The organism is Kribbella soli (genome assembly GCF_004331345.1).
GTDB lineage: Bacteria > Actinomycetota > Actinomycetes > Propionibacteriales > Kribbellaceae > Kribbella > Kribbella soli.
In genome coordinates this window covers 415283-433408 of the sequence record NZ_SJJZ01000005.1, presented here as the reverse complement: position 1 = coordinate 433408, position 18126 = coordinate 415283, and the positions used below count along the sequence as shown (strand labels likewise).

Sequence of the window (18126 nt, the reverse complement as noted above, 5' to 3'; positions counted from 1 at the left end):
CCCCTCAATCAGTCAGATACCCAGTTTCTCGTTCAGGAGTTGGCGGACCTTGGCGGCATCCGCCTGGCCGCGCATGTCCTTCATCACCGCGCCGATCAGTGCACCGGCCGCGGCCGGCTTTCCGGAGTTGACCTTCTCGACCACGTCCGGGTTCGCCGCGATCGCGCGGTCGATCGCCTCGAGCAGCGCCGAGTCGTCCGACACCAGCGCCAGCCCGCGCTTCTCGATGATCTCGGCCGGCGTACCTTCACCGGCGAGCAGACCTTCGAACACCTGCCTCGCGAGCTTGTCGTTCAGCGTGCCGTCGTCGACGAGCTTCTGCACCTCGGCAACCTCGGCCGGGCCGACGCCCAGCGCGTCCAGGTCCTGACCGGACTCGTTCGCCGAGCGGGCCAGCTCACCCAGCCACCACTTCTTCGCGGCGGCCGGCGTGACGCCGAGCTCGATGGTCGCCACGATCGGCTCCAGCGCGTTGCCGTTGATGACGTCGCGCATCTCGAGGTCGGTGAAACCCCAGTCCTCCTGCAGCCGCGCACGACGTACCGAAGGAGCCTCGGGCAGCGTCGCGCGCAGCTCCTCGACCCACTCGCGCGACGGTGCGACCGGGACCAGGTCGGGCTCCGGGAAGTACCGGTAGTCGTCGGCGTCGGACTTCTCCCGGCCGGACGTGGTGATACCGGTGTCCTCGTGCCAGTGCCGGGTCTCCTGCAGGACCTTGCCGCCGGACGACAGGACGGCCGCCTGCCGGGTGATCTCGTACGTCACCGCACGCTCGACCGAGCGGAACGAGTTCACGTTCTTGGTCTCGGTCCGGGTGCCCAGAACAGTCGAGCCGTGCGGCTTCAGCGACACGTTAGCGTCACACCGCAGCGAGCCCTGGTCCATCCGCACGTCGGAGACGCCCAGCGCGAACAGCAGGTCGCGCAGCATGCTCACGTACGCACGCGCCACCGCCGCGGCCTTCGCCGGCGGCACCTCGATCGTCTTGGTGACGATCTCGATCAGCGGGATACCGGCCCGGTTGTAGTCGACCAGCGAGTGCGAGGCGCCGTGGATCCGGCCGGTCGCGCCACCGACGTGGGTGGACTTGCCGGTGTCCTCCTCCATGTGCGCGCGCTCGATCTCGATCCGGTACGTCTCGCCGTCGACGACGACCTCGGTCCAGCCGTTGAACGCGATCGGCTCGTCGTACTGCGAGGTCTGGAAGTTCTTCGGCATGTCCGGGTAGAAGTAGTTCTTCCGGGCGAACCGGCACCACTCGGCGATCTCGCAGTTCAGCGCCAGGCCGATCTTGATCGCGGACTCGACCGCCTTCGCATTCACCACCGGCAGCGCCCCCGGCAGACCGAGGCAGACCGGGCAGGTCTGGGTGTTCGGCGGCGCGCCGAACTCGGTCGGGCAGCCGCAGAACATCTTCGACTTCGTGTTCAGCTCGACATGGACCTCGAGACCCAGCACCGGGTCGTACGTCGCCAGCGCGTCGTCGAGTTCGAGTACTGCGGCAGTCATCGGGTCACCTCCAGCTCCGGAGCCTTGGTCATCAGTACGCCGCCCCACTGCTCGGCCAGCGCGGACTCCAGCGCGGCGCCGACCTTGTAGAGCAGGTCGTCGCGCATCACCGGCGCCATCACGTGGAAGCCGACCGGCAGGCCGTCCTCGTCGGCGAGGCCGCACGGGAACGACGCGGCCGCGTTACCGGCCAGGTTGGACGGGATCGTGCACAGGTCGTTCTTGTACATCGCGATCGGGTCGTCGATCCGGTCGCCGATCGCGAACGCGGTCGTCGGCGTGGCCGGCGAGACCAGCACGTCGACCTGCTCGTAGGCCTTGGCGAAGTCGCGGGCGATCAGCGTCCGCACCTTCTGCGCCTGGCCGTAGTACGCGTCGTAGTACCCGCTGGACAGCGCGTGCGTGCCGAGGATGATGCGGCGCTTCACCTCGGCGCCGAAACCGGCCTCGCGGGTCAGGCTCGTCACCGTCTCCGCGCTGTTGGTGCCGTCGTCGCCGACGCGCAGCCCGTACCGCATCGCGTCGAACTTGGCCAGGTTGGACGAGGCCTCGCTCGGCAGGATCAGGTAGTACGCCGGGAGCGCGTACTCGAAGTGCGGGCAGGAGACCTCGACCACCTCGGCGCCGAGCTTGGTGAGCAGCTCGACCGCCTCGTGGAAGCGGGCCTCGACACCCGGCTGGTACCCCTCGCCGCCGAGCTCCTTCACGACACCGATCCGCAGACCGGAGACGTCACCGTTGCGGGCGGCCTCGACGACGGCCGGGACCGGCTGGTTGATCGAGGTCGAGTCCATCGGGTCGTAACCGGCGATCGCCTCGTGCAGCAGGGCCGCGTCGAGCGTCGTCCGCGCACACGGACCAGGCGTGTCCAGCGATGACGCCAGCGCGATCAGCCCGTACCGCGAGGTCCCGCCGTACGTCGGCTTCACACCGACCGTGCCGGTGAACGCACCGGGCTGCCGGATCGAGCCGCCGGTGTCGGTGCCGATCGCGAGCGGCGCCTCGTACGCCGAGATCGCGGCCGACGAACCGCCGCCGGAACCGCCCGGGATCCGGCCCAGGTCCCACGGGTTGTGGGTGGTGCCGTACGCCGAGTTCTCGGTGGAGGAGCCCATCGCGAACTCGTCCATGTTGGTCTTGCCGAGGATCACGATCCCGGCCGCCTTCAGCCGCTTCACGACCGTCGAGTCGTACGGCGGCTTCCAGCCCTCGAGGATCTTCGAGCCGGCCGTGGTCGGCACACCCTCCTGGGTGAGCACGTCCTTCAGCGCCAGCGGTACGCCGGCCAGCGGGGACAGCTGCTCGCCCGCGGCGCGCTTGCCGTCGACCGCCTTCGCCTGCGCCAGCGCGCCTTCGGTGTCGACGTGCAGGAACGCGTGAACGTCACCGTCGACGGCGCCGATCCGGTCCAGGTGGGCCTGGGTGATCTCCACCGAGCTGGCCTGCCCGGACGTCATCAACTCCGCGAGCTCCGCCGCGGTCTTCCTGGTGAGGTCACTCATCGTCAGTCCTCCTCCAGGATCCGCGGCACCCGGAAGCGCTGCTCCTCCGCGGCGGGCGCGCCGGACAGCGCCTGCTCGGGGGTGAGGCACGGGACGTTCTCGTCGGCGCGCATCACGTTGGTCAGCGGCAGGGCGTGCGAGGTCGGCGGGATGTCGTCCGCCGCCACCTGGCTGACCTGCCCGACCAAGGTGATGATCTGGTCGAGCTGCGGCGCAAGGTGGTCGAGCTCGTCGTCGGAGAGCTCGATCCGCGCCAGTCGCGCCAGGTGCGCAACCTCTTCGCGGGTAATCGATGGCATGAACTGATCCAATGGTTCGCAGGACTTCCGCAGCGTGTTCCGCCGCGACCCGAGCCATCCTAGTGGGCCGCTGTGACAGGCACGTTGCGTCGCCCCCTGGGGGTGTGGACAACGACAGGATGCGGGCGGGATGAGATGGCCGGGCGTGTCTCTGCCTACCGCTCTGTAACATGGGCCGCGACAAGGCGTTACGTGCAAGGTGATCGGCTGGGAGATGATCGTTCGGTGTTCCTGCTGCGCTTGATCATCCCCGACCGGCCCGGTTCGCTGGGCGTGGTGGCGACGGCCCTCGGTGAGGTGGATGCCGACATCCACGCCATCGAGATCGTCGAGCACCGGCGGGAGAACGGCACCGCCGTCGACGACATCGTGGTCGACCTGCCACCGGGCGTGCTCCCGGACCGCCTGGTCTCCGCCTGCAACGGCGTACCCGACGTCGAGGTCATCTGGTTCTCGCGGTACGGCGCCGGCGGCGGACTGCACATGGACCTGGAAGCGGTCGAGCAGATGACGTCGGCCCCCGCGGACGCGATCGACATCCTGGTCGAACAGTCACCGGCCGTGCTGCACGCGGACTGGGCAGCGCTGCTCGACGGCACCGGCAGCGAGGTGAAGGTCGCACTCGAGACCAGCGCAACGCCCGAGTTCGGCGATATGGCCGGCGGCTGGCTTCCGCTGGAGAAGGCGACGACGCTGGCAGCTCCGGACCACAAGGGTCTGTCGGAGTCGGTGCTGGTCGCCGCACCGCTGGATTCCGACCGCCGCGTGCTCGTGATCGGCCGCCGCGGCGGCCCCGAGTTCCTCGGCTCCGAGGTCGCGCGCCTCTCCTACCTGGCCTCACTGGCCGTCACCATCCGCGCCACCGCCTGACCCAACGCGAAAACCCCCGCTCGCCGAATCGCTGCGAGCGGGGGTTTCCGGCTGTCTCAGGTGAACTGGAAGTACGCGAGGGCCCAGAGGCCCGCGATGATCAGCAGGACGACGACGCCGATCAGGCTGACGATCAGGATCGCCTGGCTGTTGCTGCCGTTCCGGTCCGGGAGGTCGAACTGGGTGGGACCCCAGGCCCCACCGCCGTCGACCCGCTGGACCGCCTCGGGCGGTGGCTGCGCCATCGTCCGAGACTCCCGCTTCTCCCGGGGGAACTTCAATCCGTCCTCCGTGCTGCTTGCGTGCTGCTGGTCAGGCGTAGAACGACTCGTACTGGATCGAGACCTGCTGCGACGTGTAGCTCGCCGAGCTGTTCCCGCTGATCTCGACCTTCCAGCCGCCTACATAAGCAGCGTACGACTTCCCGTCGCTGTGCGCCTCGACGTACGACTTCACGGCGGCGATGTTGCCGCCCTTGAGGGCACCGAACGCGTCGCCCAGCGCGGCCGGAAGCGCCTTCTTGGCGTCCTCGGCCTCACCGGAGGCACTGACCTCGATGTCCTTGATGCCCTTGCCGCTGCTCGCGTAGAAGAAGACCCGCTGGTAGCCGTACTTGCCGACGTCCTTCTTGCAGGAGGTCGTGCAGACGTAGCCCTTGGCCTTCAGCGCCGTCACCAGCTGCGCCTGGGTGGTGTCGAAGGTCTGGTCCGGCAGGTCCATCGAGTCCTCGCCGGACTTGTGACCGGACAGCCGGACGCTCTGGCCCTGGTTGCTGAGCTGGAACTCTCCCCAGGTGGTGCCGACCTCGTCGGAACGCTGACCGGTCTTCACCGCGTCCTGGACCTTCTTGACCTGGTCGGCGCCGAACGTGTCGTTGCCGACCGCCTGCAGCACCTGGTCGAAGGCGACCTGGGCGTTGTTGAAGTTGTCGTCGTCCTCGGCCTGCAGCCGCACCGCGACGATGGTGCCGTCGGACTGGAACTGGAAGATCGCCTCGGCGCCCTTGCGGCCGTCCTGCTTGAAGCAGCCGCGGTGCGCGCCCTGACCGGTGTTGAACAGGTCGCTGCAGCCGAAGCCGAGGCCCTGCAACTTCTCGGTCGCCGCCTTGGCCTGGCCGGTCGCGTTGCCGAGCTCGCCGTTCTGGCCGGGACCGCCGGACGTGGACGTCGTCGGGCTGCCGGTCGGCTCACCGGTCGGCTGCTCGGTGGTCGTCGGCTGCGTCGTCGGCTCGTCGTCGCCGCCGAACGCGCGGATACCGAGGAACACCAGCAGGCCGATCACCACGAGACCGACCACACCGCCGCCGATCACCAGCGGCAGCTTGTCCTTGCTGATGCCACCCGGGCCCTTGGAGCCCGGACCGCCCGGCTGCCACTGCTGGCCCGGACCGCCCTGCTGCTGGTGCCAGCCGCCTTGCTGCTGCTGGCGCTGGCCCCACGACTGCTGCTGGTACGCGCCACCCTGCTGCGGCGGCTGACCCCAGCCTCCGGCGGGCGGCTGTCCCTGCTGCGGCTGTCCAGGCTGGCCAGGTTGTCCCGGCTGACCAGGTTGGCCCGGTTGCCCGGGCTGCTGGCCCCAGCCGCCCTGCTGCGGACGCTGGTCCTGCTGCGGCGGCTGACCGTGCGGAGGCTGGCCTTGCTGCGGCTGCTGCGGCGGCTGTCCCCAGCCACCACCTTGGCCCTGGCCCGGGGGCTGCTGTCCCCAGCCGCCCTGCTGTGGCGGCTGGCCGCCCTGCCCCCCGTGCTGCCCGCCTGGCTGGCCCCCCGGCTGCCCAGGACCCCATGGTCCCTGCGGCGGCGTCGTCATATTCGCTCCTTCTGACCCAGGTGTCGACGTGCAAAGTTAACAGTCGGACGGCTCAGGTCTCCCGACGGATCCATCCGGTTCGCGGACTGCCGAAATCGTTACGATTCCTCGGCTGTCGGTGTTGTCGCCACCGCGTCGGCCGCCTCGGCACCGTCGTCCAGGAGCACCTGGAACCCGGCGGCGTCCAGAATCCGTACGCCGAGTTGCACCGCTTTGTCGTACTTCGATCCCGGCGAATCGCCGACGACCACGAACGACGTCTTCTTCGACACCGAGCTCGCGACCTTGCCACCGCGGCCGACGATCGCCTCGGTCGCCTCGTCCCGGCTGAACCCCTCGACGGTCCCGGTCACCACGACCGACAGCCCGGTCAGCGTCTGCGGCAGCGTCGGGCCGGTGCGCTCCTCGCGCATGACCAGGCCGGACGCCAGCCACTTGTCCACGATCGCCTGGTGCCACGGCACCTGGAACCACTCGATCATCGCCTGCGCGATGGTCGGCCCGACGCCCTCGGTCTCGGCCAACTGTTCCTCGGTGGCCGCCCGGACGTCGTCGATGGTCCGGAACACCTCGGTCAGCGCCACCGCCGCGGTCGGCCCGACGTGCCGGATCGACAACCCGACCAGCACCCGGGACAGCGGCTTGGTCTTCGCCTCCTCGAGGTTCGCCAGCAGCTTGCGGGCGTTCGCCGACAGCGCGCCGGCCTTCGTGGTGAAGAACTCGCTCTCGGCCAGTTTCTCCTCGGTGAGCGCGAACAGGTCGCCCTCGTCGGCGATCAGCCCGCCGCGGATGAGCGCGTCGGCCGCCTTGAACCCGAGCCCCTCGATGTCGAACGCGGACCGCCCGGCCAGGTAGAACAGCCGCTCCCGCAACTGGCCCTGGCAGTACTGCGAGTTCGGGCAGCGGATGTCGACATCGGATTCCTTCGCCGGCGCCAGCACCGTGTCGCACCACGGGCACCTGGTCGGCATCTCCCACGCCGGCAGGCCCTTCGGACGCAGGTCCACCACCGGTCCGAGGACCTCGGGGATCACGTCACCCGCCTTCCGCAGTACGACGGTGTCGCCCGGGCGGACGTCCTTGCGGGCGACCTCCTTGGCGTTGTGGAGGGTCGCGTACTCGACCGTGGAACCGGCCACGCGGACCGGCTCCATGTGCGCGAACGGGGTGACCCGGCCGGTCCGGCCGACGTTCACCTCGATCTCGATCAGCTTGGTGTTGACCTCTTCCGGCGGGTACTTGTACGCGATCGCCCAGCGCGGGGCGCTCGAGGTCGATCCGAGGGCGCGCTGCAGATCGACCTCGTCGACCTTCACGACTACGCCGTCGATCTCGTGGTCCACCGAGTGCCGGTTCTCGCCGTAGTACGCGATGAACTCGTTGACCTCGTCGAGTGTGCCGACCCGGCGGGCGCGGTCGCTGACCGGCAGACCCCAGGCCTTCAGCTGGTCGTACGCCTCCGAGAGCCGCCCGAAGTGGTGGCCCTCGACCTTGCCGAGGCCGTGCACGACGAACCGCAGCGGCCGGCCGGCCGAGACCCGCGGGTCCTTCTGACGCAGTGATCCGGCCGCACTGTTCCGCGGGTTGGAGAACACGTCCTTGCCGGCCTCGACGAGCTGGGCGTTGAGCTCCTCGAAGTCCTCGACCCGGAAGTAGACCTCACCGCGGACCTCCAGGAACGTCGGGAGGTCGTCGCCGCGCAGCTGCTCCGGGATGCTCTTGATCGTCCGGACGTTCGGCGTGACGTCCTCACCGGTGCGGCCGTCGCCGCGGGTGGCGCCGGTGACCAGCTTGCCGTTCTCGTACACCAGGTCGAGGGCGAGGCCGTCCACCTTGAGCTCGCAGAGGAAGCCGCTGTCGTGGATCTGCTTGACCGTGACCTCGCGCTCGAGCCGCTTGGCCCAGGCCTCCATCTGCTCGGCGGAGAACGCGTTGCCGAGGCTCTCCATCCGCATCGGGTGGTCGACCGGCGTGAACAGCGTGGAGATCGGCGCGCCGACCTTCTGGGTGGGCGAGTCCGGTGTCCGGAGCTCGGGGTACTGCTCCTCGAGGCCCTGCAGCTCGTGCATCAGCACGTCGAAGTCCGCGTCCGAGATGATCGGGCTGGCCAGGTAGTACCGCGCCCGGTGATCCTCGATCTCCTGGCTCAGCTCCGCGTGCCGTGTCCGGACCTCGGCGGGCGCAGCCCCGTTCTCCTCCGTGCTCATGAGGTGAATTTACAGGGGTTCACCGACAATTTTGGTCAAGCGTCAGCAGCTTCGCCGACGACGTCGACGATGTCGCGGAGGAGCTTCAACCGCGCTCTGGCATCGGCCGGTGACGGAGCGGCCGCAAGCCCGCAGGCGGGCGTGATGACGACCTTCTTCAGCAGTTCCGGGTCGAGGCCGAGTTCGCGCCAGCGGCGTACGAGCAGGTCTGCCGCCTTGTGCGCGGTCGGCAGCGCGCCGGTGGTGGGTACGACGCCCGCGTAGATGGTGGTGCCCGCCTCGGCGGCGATTGCGATCTGGTCCCAGGCCGCCGTGTTCAGCAGGGCCGTGTCGACGGCGACCCCGGTGGCGCCCGACTTGGTGAAGACCTCGATCGGAGGGCGGGCGGCGCAGCAGTGGACGACGGTCGGTACACCCGTGGTGAACAGGCTCAGGAGCTCGACAGCACCGGGCCCGTCGACAGACCGGTGCTTGCTCCAGCCAGAGGCCGTCGGCACAGCTCCCGCGAGTACGGCGGGCAGCCCGGGCTCATCCACCTGCAGCACGACCTCGGCTCCCGGAACCCGCTTCCGTACGTCGGCCACGTGCTGCTGCACACCATCCGCCAGAGCCTGCGCCAGGTCCCGCCGCGCACCGTGGTCCGCCAGCATCTTGTCCCCGCGCGGCCGCTCGACCGCTGCAGCCAGCGTCCACGGCCCGGTGACCTGTACCTTCAGCCGCCCCTGGTACCCGTCGGCGTACTCCTCCAGCACGTCCAGGTCTTCGTGCAGCCGCGCCCGCGCCCGCCGCTGGTCCAGACTCGCCCGCGCGTCCCCACCACCGGTCACCCGCCACCCGACCGGCTGCAGGTCCGCGCCCAACTCCGTCAGTACGGCGACAGTCCGGCTGATCATGTCGCCGTACGGACGTGCCGGTAGCTCGGGCAGGAACGGGAGGTCGACCAGCTCGAGTACGGCGCGCATCCACTCGCGGATGTCATCGCCGGGGAGCGAGCCCAGGCCGGTGGTTGTCATACGGCAGCAGTGACTCGCTCGACCGTGTCGATGGTCGCGGAGCCGATCACGCGCGTGCCGTCGTACAGGACGACCGCCTGCCCGGGGGCGACCGCCGAGGTCGGCTCGGTGAAGCTCACCTGGACCTCGTCGCCGTCGACCTGTGCGGTCACGGCGACCTCTTCACCGTGCGCACGCAGCTGTGCCTTCACCTGCAGCTCCTCGGTGGGAGCCGGGCCGCACCAGCGGGGCTTCGACGCGGTGAGCTGCGAGACGGCCAGCTCCGCGCGGGATCCGACGGTCACGGTGCGGTCGACCGGGCTGATGTCGAGGACGAAGCGCGGCTTGCCGTCCGCGGCCGGCGTACCGATCCGCAGGCCCTTGCGCTGGCCGATGGTGAAGCCGTGCGTGCCCTGGTGCTCGCCGAGCTTGTTGCCCTGCGCATCGATGATGTCGCCGGGCGCCTCGCCCAGCTGCGCGCTGAGGAAGCCCGGGGTGTTGCCGTCGGCGATGAAGCAGATGTCGTGGCTGTCCGGCTTGGCCGCGACCGACAGCCCGCGGCGCTGAGCCTCCTCGCGTACCTCGGTCTTGACCGTGTCGCCGAGCGGGAAGAACGCGTGCGCGAGCTGCTGCTGCGTCAGCACGCCGAGCACGTACGACTGGTCCTTGGCCGGATCCACCGCCCGGTGCAGCTCACGACCTTCAGGCGTGTCCACGATCCGCGCGTAGTGCCCGGTCGCGACCGCGTCGAAGCCGAGCGCGAGAGCCCGCTCCAGTACGGCGCTGAACTTGACCTTCTCGTTGCAGCGCAGGCACGGGTTCGGCGTCCGGCCGGCGGCGTACTCGCTGACGAAGTCCTCGACCACATCGGCGTGGAACCGCTCGGCCAGGTCCCAGACGTAGAACGGGATGCCGATCACGTCCGCGGCCCGGCGGGCGTCACGGGAGTCCTCGATCGTGCAGCAGCCGCGCGCGCCGCTGCGGTACGACTGCGGGTTGCGGCTCAGCGCCAGGTGCACGCCGGTCACGTCGTGCCCGGCCTCGGCCATCCGCGCGGCCGCGACGGCGGAGTCCACTCCGCCGGACATGGCTGCGAGTACCCGCATCAGGTGTTCCTTCCCACGTTCTGCAGGCCGGCGGACTTCGCCCGCTCCACGACCGGCCCGATGTTCTCCAGTACGGCGTCGATGTCGGCGCGCGTACTCGTGTGCCCGAGGGTGAACCGGAGCGAGCCGCGGGCCCGCTGGTCGTCGTACCCCATCGCCAGCAGTACGTGGCTCGGCTCGGCGACCCCGGCGTTGCACGCGGATCCGGTCGAGACCTCGATCCCGCGGGCGTCGAGCAGCAGCAACAGCGAGTCACCCTCGCAGTCGCTGAAGGACAAGTGTGCGTTACCGGGCAAGCGGTCCGTCGGGTCCCCCGACAGCAGGGCTCCCTCGACGGTGCCGGTGATGCCGCTGATCAGGGTGTCCCGCAGCTCGGTCAGCCGGCCGGCCTCCTCCGCCTGGTGCTTCACGGCGTGCTCGGCCGCCACCGCGAACCCGGCGGTCGCGGGAGCGTCGAGGGTGCCGGACCGTACGTCGCGCTCCTGTCCCCCGCCGTGCAGGATCGGCGTCAGCTGCGTCTCCTTGTGGACGACGAGCGCCCCGATCCCGTACGGACCACCGAGCTTGTGTGCGGACACCGTCATCGCGTCCACGCCCAGCTCAGCGAAGTCCACCGGCACCTGCCCGATCGCCTGCACGGCATCGGTGTGCACGGGTACGCCGTACTCCTGCGCGATCGCCGCGACATCGGCGACCGGCTGCAGCGTGCCGACCTCGTTGTTCGCCATCATCAGCGTGATGAACGACACGGACTCCGGGTCGCGCTCGACGGCCCGCCGTACGTCGTCCGGCTGCACGCGACCCAGCTCGTCGACGGGGAGCCACTCGATCTCGGCGTGCTCGTGCTGACCGAGCCAGATCGCCGGGTCGAGCACCGCGTGGTGCTCGATGCCGCTCAGCAGGATCCGGCGCCGGCGCGGATCGGCGGCAAGCCGGGACCACCACAGGCCCTTCAGCGCGAGATTGTCCGCCTCGGTGCCGCCGGAGGTGAACACGATCTCGCTCGGCTGCGCCCCGAGCGCCGCGGCGATCGATTCGCGGGCTTCTTCGACCGTCCGCCGCGCACACCGGCCGGAGCCGTGCAGTGACGACGCGTTACCGGTCCGGGCGAGGTGATAGGTCATCGCCTCGATCGCGGCCGGGAGCATCGGGGTCGTCGCCGCGTGGTCCAGGTACACCGTGCGACGGTCGGAAGCAGTCATATCGGTTTCAAGGGTATGTCCGGCACGGATGTTCCCGCTCCTCGGGAGTCAGCGCGCGAGACTGAGCGTGCACCGCTCCTCGAACCGGGCCCCGATCTGGTGGAACTTCCCGGCCGCCTCCAGGAGCGTGTCCCGGTCCCCCGTCAGACGACCCTGAGCCCTTCGCAGGACCGCCTCCGCCCAGGCGTTCTCGCTCACCGCCCGCTCCAGGTACTGCGCCGCGTCGGGGTACTCGGACACCACGGCGAGCTCCGCACCGGCGGCGTGGGCGTACGGAATCCACCACGGCTCAGGAAACGCTGCACACGCCCGCTCAACCACACCCGCCACGTCACTCAGCTCGCTCAGCGCAGTCGGGTTGGTGTCGTGGCGGTGGACGGCGAGGCGAGCTTCTACGAACGCGGCGGGGGCCGCGAGGCCCCCGTCGTCGGTTGCGTCGGTCACGCGGGCGATCTCCAGGGCGCGGGCCTGCCAGACCCCCTCCTGGCCGCTGCCGAGCAGTCCGTGGGCGAGCGCGGCCGCCGCCGCAGCCGAGGCCATCCAGACCCGCGGCGGACATCCAGCGGCACGCCAGCCGCTCCACATCACGTCTGCCGCCTGTACGGCGTCCTCGAACCGCCCGGCAAGCGCATAGGCACGGACCTTGCGCGGGGCGGTGATGTACGGATGACCGTGCACCGGGTCACTGATCAACTGCGCCAGCCGGAGGGCCTCGACGATGTCGCCGACCGCGATCGCCGTGGTCGAGGCGACGTGGAAGGCGTCAACGATCTCGGCTGCCGCACGCGGGTCGTGCGCGGGGAGGTCCGCGGCCAGCTTCAGCCGCTCCTTCGCCGACGCATCTGCGTCGCGCAGCCGCCCGGCCGCGGCGACCGCGGTGCCGTACGCGTCGAGGGCGCTCATCAGGTCCAATGGCTGGTTCGCCCGCCGAGCGGCGGCGACCGCGGCCTCCGCCGACGCGACGCCGAACCGATCCACCCAAGCCCGCGCCACCCGAACCAGCACACTGTCGCCCGATCCACCCGATTCACCCGGGAGCAGGCTCGCTCCCCGGTCGTCGGGCAGCTCGGCCGGGCGGGTCATCTCGTAGCGGTTCAGGATGGTGACCGCGTACCCCGCAGCGTCCGGAGTCCCGTCCGCGGCCGATCGCATCATCAACTGGTAGGCATGTCCGCCGTCCGCGACGACCATCGCGGCATCGGCAGCATCCCGCAGATCGTCGTACCGCTCGGCGGCGTCCGCAGCATGCGCGGCAGCAACCAGGTAGTGCTCACGCGCCTCCAGGAAGCGCCTCCGGGCAAAAGTCAGATGGGCGAGCTTGCGCGCAAGCGGCCGTACGGCGCCGCTCGCCACGCGCAGGTCCGGAGCCAGCAGGTCGAACTCCTGCTGCCAGTCCTCCCCTGCCTCCAGTTGCTGTTCCAGCTTGGTGGCCAACTGGTCGGCCCACGCCACATGCAGCGCAGCAACCTCGTCGTACTCGTCCTTGAGCTCTTCGAGCGCGAAGACCCGCACTGTCTCCAGCATCCGCCAGCGGCTGATCCCCGCGTGCTGACTACGGTGCAGGAGGCTCTTGTCGGTCAGCCGACCGAGGAGGTCGCTCAGCTCGCTCCTGGTACTGCCCGGCGTCACACCAGCGACCGCAGCGAGGTCGAACCCACCAACGAAGACACCCAGCCGCCGGAACAACCTGCGCTCGTCGTCACCAAGCAGGTCGTAGCTCCAGCCGATCACCTGGGCCAATGAGTTGTGCCGCTCGTTCGGACCACGTCCTCCGGACAGGAGCCGCAGCCGGTCGTCCAGCGCCGCCAACAGGCCGTCCGGCCCCAGCGACCCAGCACGAGCCGCAGCCAGCTCGATAGCCAGCGGTACGCCGTCCAACTCTGCACACACCTTCTGCGCAAGCTCACTGTCATCCGCCAACTCAGGCGCGACCAGAGCAGCCCTGTCGCGGAACAGCTGTTCTGCCTCGGTTCCTAGCGTCAGCGGACCGAGTTGCACTGGCCGCTCCCCCGCTACGCCGAGACGTTCGCGACTGGTGACCACTACTGCCGTTTCCGTCGCCTCGGTGAGGATGCGGGCGACCAGACCGGCCACGTCGTCCAGCAGGTGCTCGCAGTTGTCCAGAACGAGCAGTGTGCGACCGCGCTTGAGTCGTTCGAGTACGGCGTCCGCAAGGCTGTGGGGTGGTTGCTCGGTGGCCTGGAGTGCTTCAGCGACCGCAGCGACCACAAAGCCAGGACGTACCGGGACGAGATCGACCACTGCACCGCCGTACGGGTAGTTGTCGGCGACGTCCGCTGCGACGCGCAGCGCCAGACGGGTCTTGCCTACGCCACCAGGGCCCAGCAGGCTGACGAGGCGGTTGCTGCCGAGTGCTCTGGTCAGCTCTGCGCGGTCCTGCTCGCGGCCGACGAACGTCGTACCTGGTCCGGCCGGTGTGCTGAAGCCCGGCGGTTGGGACTCGGCTACGTCCGCGAGTGCGGCGAGCTCATGCCGGTCCGCGACGCCGTACTTGCGCAGCAGCGAGGAGATGTGGCTCTCGACGGTCCGGATGCTGATGTGCAGCCGCCGGGCGATCTGGGCGTTCGAGCGGTCGCCCGCGAGCGCCGCGAGTACCTCTGCCTCCCGCGCCGACACGTCCTTCGGACCAGCCATTGGCCCATCATGCGGGATCCGTGGTCCTTCCGTGGCCGGCACGGAGGACTTTCCGTGGCGCCTGCACCGACTGTGGAGGCACAACCTCGGAACCAGGAGAAGATCATGGGACGCGTACTGCTGGACATCACGATGTCGCTCGACGGATTCGTCACCGGGCCGGGTGCGGACCTCACGCACGGCCTCGGGATCGGCGGCGATCCCCTGCACGACTGGATCGCCGGCGAGCAGGCAGCCGACCGCGAGGCGTTCGAGCGCACCAGCGCGAACATCGGCGCCGTACTGATGGGACGGCGGACGTTCGACCTCATCGACGGGCCGCAGGGATGGAGCGCCGACGGGTTCAGCGGCGAGCGGCCGGCGATCTACGTGGTGACGTCGAATCCGCCGAGCCGGGTCCGGCTGGACGGCTGGTTCGAGTTCGTGCCGGACGGGATCGAGGCCGCGCTCAAGCTCGCCCGGACCGCCGCGGGTCAGCGGGACGTGATGATCATGGGCGGCGGTCACCTCTGCCGGCAGTACCTGTACGCCGGGTTGGTGGACGAACTGCGGGTCCACGTCGCGCCGATCGTGCTCGGTGACGGCACCCCGCTGTTCGAGCGGACCACGCTGACACCGATCCGGCTGGTGCCACGAGACACTACGAGCACACCGAACGCGACCCACCTGACGTACGACGTACCTCATCAGGAGCAGGGATGATCCAGGAGATCCTCGACCGGCGCGCGGCGGCGGTCATCGAAGCCAACAAGTACATGGCGCTCGGGACGGTCGGCGACGACGGACTGCCCTGGGTGACGCCGGTCTACTTCACGCCGGACGGGCACGACAGGTTCTACTGGGCGTCGTCACCGAACTCGCTGCACTCGCGCAACGTGGCCGAGCGGCCGGACGTGAGCATCGCGATCTTCGACTCGACCGTGCCGATCGGTGAAGCATCGGCGGTGTACTTCCGCGCGCAGGCCGCTCTCGTCCCGGACGACGAACTGGAAGCCTGCGCGACGCTGTTCTCGTCGCGGTACGCAGAGTTGCGCGCGTACACCGCCGACCAACTGCGCGACGAACTCCGGCTGTACTGTGCCCGCGCCACCGAGCATTGGGTGCTGGTCACGGGCGGCGACCCGGAGTACGGCACCGGGCGCGACTCGCGGCGACCCGTGTGGGCCTGATGACCCGCTGACACGCAATCCTTCCGGAGAGCAATGTCTGGTGGAGCGGAAGGCAGGACATGAACGACTGGTGGACCGATCGCAAGCAGAACCAGCAGCTCTCCAACCTGGAGAGCGAGATGTCGTATGCGCGCCAGGAGGCCTCCAGTCTCCGGTCCCAGTTGTCCCGGGTCCAGGGCAGCCTGCAGAGCCGCGTGGACAGCATGTCCCGTGCGTTCGACGCGTTCGTCGAGCTGTCCGATCTCCGCCACGAGACGGCCGGTTTCGTCGACGCCGCCGAACTCCGCCGCTACGCCACCCGGGTCCTCTCCGCGATGGCCTCCAGCGCCGAGATCCCGGAAGCGGGCGCCCCCGTCGCTCGATACTGGTTGAGTCCCGCCACCCAGGCACTGATCTCCCTGCACGCGTCCACACCGGACGAGCAGGCGATCAGTACGGCGATGGAACTCGACCAGCGCCGTACGTCGATCTACCTGTCGCTGGCGTTGGCGGTGCTCGGGCAGCGGCACCAGGTGCAGAACGAGTGGCTGGACGTCGCGTTCGGCGTACCGGCCGCGGACGGAACGCTGACCCGGGTGCAGCGGGTGCTGTGGACGACAGCCGCACGTGGTGGCTTCGGGGCGGACGGTCTGGAGCTCGTGGTGAAGCGGCTGCAGTCGGCCGCGTCTCCCGACGGCGGGTGGCTGTCGCGACTCGAGAATCGCGGCAGCTCGAGCCGCTCGAACGGGCCGCGGCTCAAGGCGACCGAGCAGCAGGACGAAGCCGCGAACCGCTTGAGCCGGGTCCGCGACGCCGTCGAGACGATCCTCGGCAACACCGAGGCCCGCGAACCCGACCCCGACCTGAACTACCCGGAGACCCGCAAGACCGACAGCACCCCGGACGACGCCAAGTCGTCCCGTCGCGGCGCCAAGTCGTCCGGGCGCGATGCCGACGACGAGCCGCCCGCGGACAGTGCCGCGGCCATGCTGCGGCTGCTGATCTCCGAAGGCAGCGAGCCCGAGCGCGAGACGCTGGCCCGCATCGCCGTACTGCGTGCACGGGTGACCGGGGCCGCCGAGGCGGCCGCCCAGACGCTCGACGATCCGGCCGGCACCGTCGACGCGCTGCTCACCGAGGACCTCGGCCTGTCCGCCGACCCGCACCTGTCGACCGCCGCCCTGCGCGTCGTCGGTCCGTTGGTGCTGCCCGCGGTCGAGACGGTGGCGCAGACCGCCGAGCTCCCGGGCCCGTCGGAGGTCTCCATCGAGAGCGGCGCACACACGATCACGATCCGCGCCGATGGACCGGACCAGCTCGAACTGGGCAAGGCGACGTCGGCGCTCACCGCCTCCGCCGGCGTCATGACCGCTGGACAGCGCGCCACTCCGATCGGGCTGCTGGTCGGTGGCGCGGTTGTGGCGATCGGTCTCGGATTGCTCCTGCACTGGTTCTGGATCGTGGTCGGCCTCGTCGTGATGGCCTTCGGCCTCAACAGCTACGTGAAGCTGCGGCACGCCATCAACGACGACAAAACTAGAGCCGCCGGGGAGGTCGCCAACCTCAACGAACGCTGCGCGACGGCCGCGACCGCACTCGCGAACTACCTCAACAACGCTGACACCCGAAAAGCCACCATCACCGACGACCTCGCCACCATCCGCCAGCAACTGACCACCTGACTCAACGGATCCGGTCACACACCCCCGGTCGACAACGGGAGGGGATATCCCTTGCTCTGTTGGCTTCTCCCCTCGAATACCAACAGAGAACCCACAACCCGAGGGGATATCCCCTCCAGGGATGCGACAGCCCGGCTCGGGAGTGCCGAGCCGGGCTGTTGGTGCAGGGTGGAGCCGTGGGTCAGGACTTGCGCTTGGTGACTTCTTCGGTGGCGGTGGGGAGGACCTTGTGGAGGTCGCCGACGACGCCGAAGTCGACCAGTTCGAAGATCGGGGCCTCGGGGTCCTTGTTGACCGCGACGATCGTCTTCGAGGTCTGCATGCCGGCGCGGTGCTGGATCGCGCCGGAGATACCGGCCGCGACGTACAGCTGCGGCGACACCGTCTTGCCGGTCTGGCCGACCTGGTAGGCGTGCGGGTACCAGCCCGAGTCCACCGCCGCGCGTGACGCACCGACAGCGGCACCGAGCGAGTCGGCGAACGCCTCGATCGGGCCGAAGTCACCGCCCGTACCGCGGCCACCGGACACGATGATCGCGGCCTCGGTCAGCTCCGGACGACCCGTGGCCTCCCGCGGCTTCGACTCCACGATCCGTGCCGTCTTCGCGGCGTCGGAGATCGTGACGTCGAACTCCTCCACCTCCGGCGAGGTCTCAGCGGCCTCGGGGGTGGCGGCGTTCGGCTTGACCGTGATGATCGGCGTGCCGTGCGTGACCTTCGCCTGCACGGTGAAGTTGCCCGCGAACACCGACTGCGTCGTGACCGCGCCACCATCGGCCGCGACGACGTCGACGGCGTCGGTGATCAGGCCCGAGTCCAGCTTGACCGCGAGCCGGGCCGCGATCTCCTTGCCCTCGGCGTTCGACGAGATCAGGATCGCCGACGGCTCGATCTTCGCCGCGACCTGCGCCAGCGCCTCGGCCTTGGGAGCGACCAGGAACTGCGTGAGCTCCGGGTTCGACAACGCGATCACCTTCGTCGCGCCGTACTGCCCGAGAGCCGGCAGGGCATCCGCGACACCCTCACCGACGAACACTGCGACCGGCTCGCCGAGCCGGCGGGCGATCGTGAGGAGCTCGGCGGTCGTCTTGCGGACCGTGCCCGCGGTGTGGTCAACGAGAACCAGAACGTTCGACATAACTAGACCC

Annotated in this window: 15 protein-coding genes; 4 read left to right on the top strand and 11 right to left on the bottom strand. The window is 69.6% G+C overall.

The window, feature by feature from the left end:
- Nucleotides 1-12: 12 nt before the first annotated feature.
- From gatB to gatC, 3 genes are read right to left on the bottom strand one after another with little or no spacing between them, the layout of a single operon-like run.
- The gene (gene gatB, locus E0H45_RS37725) at nt 13-1509 is read right to left on the bottom strand and encodes an Asp-tRNA(Asn)/Glu-tRNA(Gln) amidotransferase subunit GatB (RefSeq protein WP_131346756.1); all 1497 of its coding nucleotides are present in this window, start codon (nt 1507-1509) and stop codon (nt 13-15) included.
- The gene (gene gatA / locus E0H45_RS37720) at nt 1506-3011 is read right to left on the bottom strand and encodes an Asp-tRNA(Asn)/Glu-tRNA(Gln) amidotransferase subunit GatA (RefSeq protein ID WP_131346754.1); all 1506 of its coding nucleotides are present in this window, start codon (nt 3009-3011) and stop codon (nt 1506-1508) included. The genes gatB and gatA overlap by 4 nt, the downstream gene beginning before the upstream one ends.
- Nucleotides 3012-3013: 2 nt before the next feature.
- Complete coding sequence (gene gatC / locus E0H45_RS37715; protein WP_130387521.1) at nt 3014-3310, bottom strand: Asp-tRNA(Asn)/Glu-tRNA(Gln) amidotransferase subunit GatC; 297 nt, start codon at nt 3308-3310, stop codon at nt 3014-3016.
- A gap of 225 nt (nt 3311-3535) precedes the next feature.
- Here gatC and E0H45_RS37710 point away from each other — a divergent pair, with 225 nt between their 5' ends.
- On the top strand, nt 3536-4180 hold the full coding sequence (locus tag E0H45_RS37710) for an ACT domain-containing protein (protein WP_131346752.1): 645 nt from the start codon (nt 3536-3538) through the stop codon (nt 4178-4180).
- A 56-nt stretch (nt 4181-4236) separates the two neighbouring features.
- On the opposite strand, the gene E0H45_RS37705 is transcribed toward E0H45_RS37710, so the two are convergent.
- The 7 genes from E0H45_RS37705 to E0H45_RS43025 form a co-directional block, all read right to left on the bottom strand.
- Nucleotides 4237-4425 (bottom strand): hypothetical protein, encoded by a 189-nt coding sequence (locus tag E0H45_RS37705; protein WP_238155620.1) that lies wholly within the window; start codon nt 4423-4425, stop codon nt 4237-4239.
- A 67-nt stretch (nt 4426-4492) separates the two neighbouring features.
- On the bottom strand, nt 4493-5986 hold the full coding sequence (locus tag E0H45_RS37700) for a hypothetical protein (protein WP_131346748.1): 1494 nt from the start codon (nt 5984-5986) through the stop codon (nt 4493-4495).
- 98 nt (nt 5987-6084) lie between these two features.
- A complete protein-coding gene (ligA, locus tag E0H45_RS37695; protein ID WP_131346746.1) occupies nt 6085-8193 on the bottom strand; it encodes an NAD-dependent DNA ligase LigA in 2109 nt (702 codons plus the stop codon).
- Between the two features lie 35 nt (nt 8194-8228).
- The gene (locus E0H45_RS37690) at nt 8229-9206 is read right to left on the bottom strand and encodes a uroporphyrinogen decarboxylase/cobalamine-independent methonine synthase family protein (RefSeq protein ID WP_131346745.1); all 978 of its coding nucleotides are present in this window, start codon (nt 9204-9206) and stop codon (nt 8229-8231) included.
- Nucleotides 9203-10291, bottom strand: coding sequence for a tRNA 2-thiouridine(34) synthase MnmA (gene mnmA / locus E0H45_RS37685; RefSeq protein WP_131346743.1), 1089 nt, complete (start codon nt 10289-10291; stop codon nt 9203-9205). The genes E0H45_RS37690 and mnmA overlap by 4 nt, the downstream gene beginning before the upstream one ends.
- Nucleotides 10291-11493, bottom strand: a complete 1203-nt coding sequence (locus E0H45_RS37680; protein ID WP_131346741.1) for a cysteine desulfurase family protein — start codon at nt 11491-11493, stop codon at nt 10291-10293. Before E0H45_RS37680 ends, mnmA begins: the two co-directional genes overlap by 1 nt.
- A 48-nt stretch (nt 11494-11541) precedes the next feature.
- Nucleotides 11542-14148, bottom strand: coding sequence for an ATP-binding protein (locus E0H45_RS43025; RefSeq protein ID WP_131346739.1), 2607 nt, complete (start codon nt 14146-14148; stop codon nt 11542-11544).
- Nucleotides 14149-14253: 105 nt separating this feature from the next.
- Here E0H45_RS43025 and E0H45_RS37670 point away from each other — a divergent pair, with 105 nt between their 5' ends.
- From E0H45_RS37670 to E0H45_RS37660, 3 genes are read left to right on the top strand one after another with little or no spacing between them, the layout of a single operon-like run.
- Complete coding sequence (locus E0H45_RS37670) at nt 14254-14850, top strand: dihydrofolate reductase family protein (RefSeq protein ID WP_131346737.1); 597 nt, start codon at nt 14254-14256, stop codon at nt 14848-14850.
- On the top strand, nt 14847-15317 hold the full coding sequence (locus E0H45_RS37665; protein WP_131346735.1) for a pyridoxamine 5'-phosphate oxidase family protein: 471 nt from the start codon (nt 14847-14849) through the stop codon (nt 15315-15317). Before E0H45_RS37670 ends, E0H45_RS37665 begins: the two co-directional genes overlap by 4 nt.
- 59 nt (nt 15318-15376) lie before the next feature.
- Nucleotides 15377-16978 (top strand): hypothetical protein, encoded by a 1602-nt coding sequence (locus E0H45_RS37660; RefSeq protein WP_131346733.1) that lies wholly within the window; start codon nt 15377-15379, stop codon nt 16976-16978.
- 181 nt (nt 16979-17159) lie between these two features.
- Here E0H45_RS37660 and E0H45_RS37655 read toward each other — a convergent pair whose 3' ends face one another.
- Nucleotides 17160-18116, bottom strand: coding sequence for an electron transfer flavoprotein subunit alpha/FixB family protein (locus tag E0H45_RS37655; RefSeq protein ID WP_131346731.1), 957 nt, complete (start codon nt 18114-18116; stop codon nt 17160-17162).
- Between the last annotated feature and the right edge of the window lie 10 nt (nt 18117-18126).

Excerpts from the sequence above, each read along its gene's own strand:
- gatA (WP_131346754.1), bottom strand. The coding sequence starts at position 3,011 with ATGAGTGACCTCACCAGGAAGACCGCGGCGGAGCTCGCGGAGTTGATG.
- E0H45_RS37655 (WP_131346731.1), bottom strand. The coding sequence starts at position 18,116 with ATGTCGAACGTTCTGGTTCTCGTTGACCACACCGCGGGCACGGTCCGC.
- E0H45_RS37665 (WP_131346735.1), top strand. The coding sequence starts at position 14,847 with ATGATCCAGGAGATCCTCGACCGGCGCGCGGCGGCGGTCATCGAAGCC.
- E0H45_RS37700 (WP_131346748.1), bottom strand. The coding sequence starts at position 5,986 with ATGACGACGCCGCCGCAGGGACCATGGGGTCCTGGGCAGCCGGGGGGC.
- E0H45_RS43025 (WP_131346739.1), bottom strand. The coding sequence starts at position 14,148 with ATGGCTGGTCCGAAGGACGTGTCGGCGCGGGAGGCAGAGGTACTCGCG.
- E0H45_RS37690 (WP_131346745.1), bottom strand. The coding sequence starts at position 9,206 with ATGACAACCACCGGCCTGGGCTCGCTCCCCGGCGATGACATCCGCGAG.
- E0H45_RS37705 (WP_238155620.1), bottom strand. The coding sequence starts at position 4,425 with ATGGCGCAGCCACCGCCCGAGGCGGTCCAGCGGGTCGACGGCGGTGGG.
- gatC (WP_130387521.1), bottom strand. The coding sequence starts at position 3,310 with ATGCCATCGATTACCCGCGAAGAGGTTGCGCACCTGGCGCGACTGGCG.
- E0H45_RS37680 (WP_131346741.1), bottom strand. The coding sequence starts at position 11,493 with ATGACTGCTTCCGACCGTCGCACGGTGTACCTGGACCACGCGGCGACG.
- ligA (WP_131346746.1), bottom strand. The coding sequence starts at position 8,193 with ATGAGCACGGAGGAGAACGGGGCTGCGCCCGCCGAGGTCCGGACACGG.
- mnmA (WP_131346743.1), bottom strand. The coding sequence starts at position 10,291 with ATGCGGGTACTCGCAGCCATGTCCGGCGGAGTGGACTCCGCCGTCGCG.
- E0H45_RS37660 (WP_131346733.1), top strand. The coding sequence starts at position 15,377 with ATGAACGACTGGTGGACCGATCGCAAGCAGAACCAGCAGCTCTCCAAC.
- E0H45_RS37670 (WP_131346737.1), top strand. The coding sequence starts at position 14,254 with ATGGGACGCGTACTGCTGGACATCACGATGTCGCTCGACGGATTCGTC.
- gatB (WP_131346756.1), bottom strand. The coding sequence starts at position 1,509 with ATGACTGCCGCAGTACTCGAACTCGACGACGCGCTGGCGACGTACGAC.